The organism is Bacteroidota bacterium, assembly GCA_034723125.1.
In the GTDB taxonomy this organism is placed as follows: domain Bacteria; phylum Bacteroidota; class Bacteroidia; order CAILMK01; family JAAYUY01; genus JAYEOP01.
On sequence record JAYEOP010000485.1, the window covers coordinates 1 to 1,893 of the forward strand.

Annotated in this window: 1 protein-coding gene; it reads left to right on the plus strand. The window is 32.3% G+C overall.

Annotation, left to right across the window (positions count from 1 at the left end):
• Positions 1-141 precede the first annotated feature (141 nt).
• A complete protein-coding gene (gene icd, locus U9R42_12605) occupies positions 142-1,563 on the plus strand; it encodes an NADP-dependent isocitrate dehydrogenase (GenBank protein ID MEA3496859.1) in 1,422 nt (473 codons plus the stop codon).
• The last annotated feature ends 330 nt before the right edge of the window (positions 1,564-1,893 follow it).

Here is a 1,893-nt window from a genome sequence, read left to right on the forward strand (position 1 = left end):
TTTATTCAAAATTTAGAATTCATAATTTTTAGTTTTTAGTTTTTAACTTTTAGTTCTTTAGGCACTTCTTATTATTACACTAATTAAAAGCTTCTATTTGCTTAAAAACATGAATAACACAATTCACATTATTAACAAATTATTACCTTTGCAAAATATAAAAAAACACAAAAATTTAATAAAACTAAAAGAATAATGGAAACTACAAAAACACAAATGATAGATGGGAAACTACAAGTTCCTTTAAATCCAACAATTCCTTTTATTGAAGGTGATGGAACAGGACCTGATATATGGAGGGCATCTCAAAAAGTTTTTGATGCAGCAGTTGAAAAAGCTTATAATGGAAAAAGAAAAATTACATGGAAAGAAGTTTATGCCGGTGAAAATTCATTTAACAGAACTGGTGAATGGCTACCTGAAGAAACTGTCAATGACTTCAAAAAATATTTAATTAGCATCAAAGGACCACTCACAACACCTATCGGTGGCGGAATACGTTCTTTAAATGTTGCTTTACGTCAAGCACTCGACCTTTATGTTTGCCTACGACCTGTAAAATATGTTGAAGGAGTTCCTTCTCCTGTAAAAAAGCCACAAGATGTTGATATGGTTATTTTTCGTGAAAATACTGAAGATATTTATGCAGGTATTGAGTGGGAAAATGGAAGTAAAGAAGTAAAGAAAGTTATTGATTTTTTACAAAATGAAATGGGTGTAACAAACATAAAATTTCCTGAAACATCGGGAATTGGAATAAAACCCGTATCAAGTGAAGGTTCAAAAAGATTAGTAAATGCAGCTATAGAATATGCTCTTAACGAAAACCGTAAATCTGTAACTTTTGTTCACAAAGGCAACATCATGAAATTTACAGAAGGTGCATTTAAAAGCTGGGGATACGAAACAGCTACTACTAATTATAGAAACAAAGTAGTTACTCAAAGGGAAAGCTGGATAATCGCAAACAAAGATGCAAATCCAAATTTGTCAAATGAAGAAAATGCAAAAATGACAGATCCGGGCTATGACTTGATGACCAAAGATCAGAAGAAAGAAAAAGTTGAAGAAGTTGAAAAAGTAATGGAACTAATGCCTACACACGGCAATGGTAAATGGAAAGAAATGTTACTGATAAAAGATACTATTGCAGATATCACTCTACAACAAGTTCTTTCAAGAGCAAAAGAATTTGATGTTATTGCAACATTAAATCTCAACGGAGATTATCTTTCTGATGCACTTGCAGCACAAGTTGGAGGAATTGGTATTGCTCCCGGAGCAAACATCAATTACAAAACAGGTCATGCTATTTTTGAAGCAACTCACGGTACTGCTCCAAAATACGCAAACCTTGACAAGGTAAATCCCGGTTCTTTAATTATTTCAGGAGCAATGATGTTCAAATATATGGAATGGAATGAAGTTCATGACATGATTTGGAACTCTTTGGAAAAAACAATTTCTCAGAAAAAAGTTACTTACGATTTCCATAGATTAATGGAAGGAGCTGAATTACATAAATGTTCAGAATTTGCTGATGCAATGATAGCAAACATGTAAGAATCATCTTACAATTATTTCTAAACCCCTCCTTGCTACCTGCATTGAGGGGTTTTTTATGCAAGGTTGTTTAATATTGAAACAATTAAAAATGTATTTCCAAATCCTGCAAAAGATTTTGTGAATGATGGAATAATTGAAGAAAAGTCAACGCTATTCAGGCAAGCACATGGTCAAGACTGAAGACTATCATCTAACTAAAGCTGCTACCTATTGATTATCTGTTATTAAAGAATTTACCAATTTAAGTGCTTTTTCAAGTTTTTTTCCAATTTATCCTTAGTCTGTAGCAAAGGAAATTGTAAAATGGGGGTTAAGGATTTTCTGTTG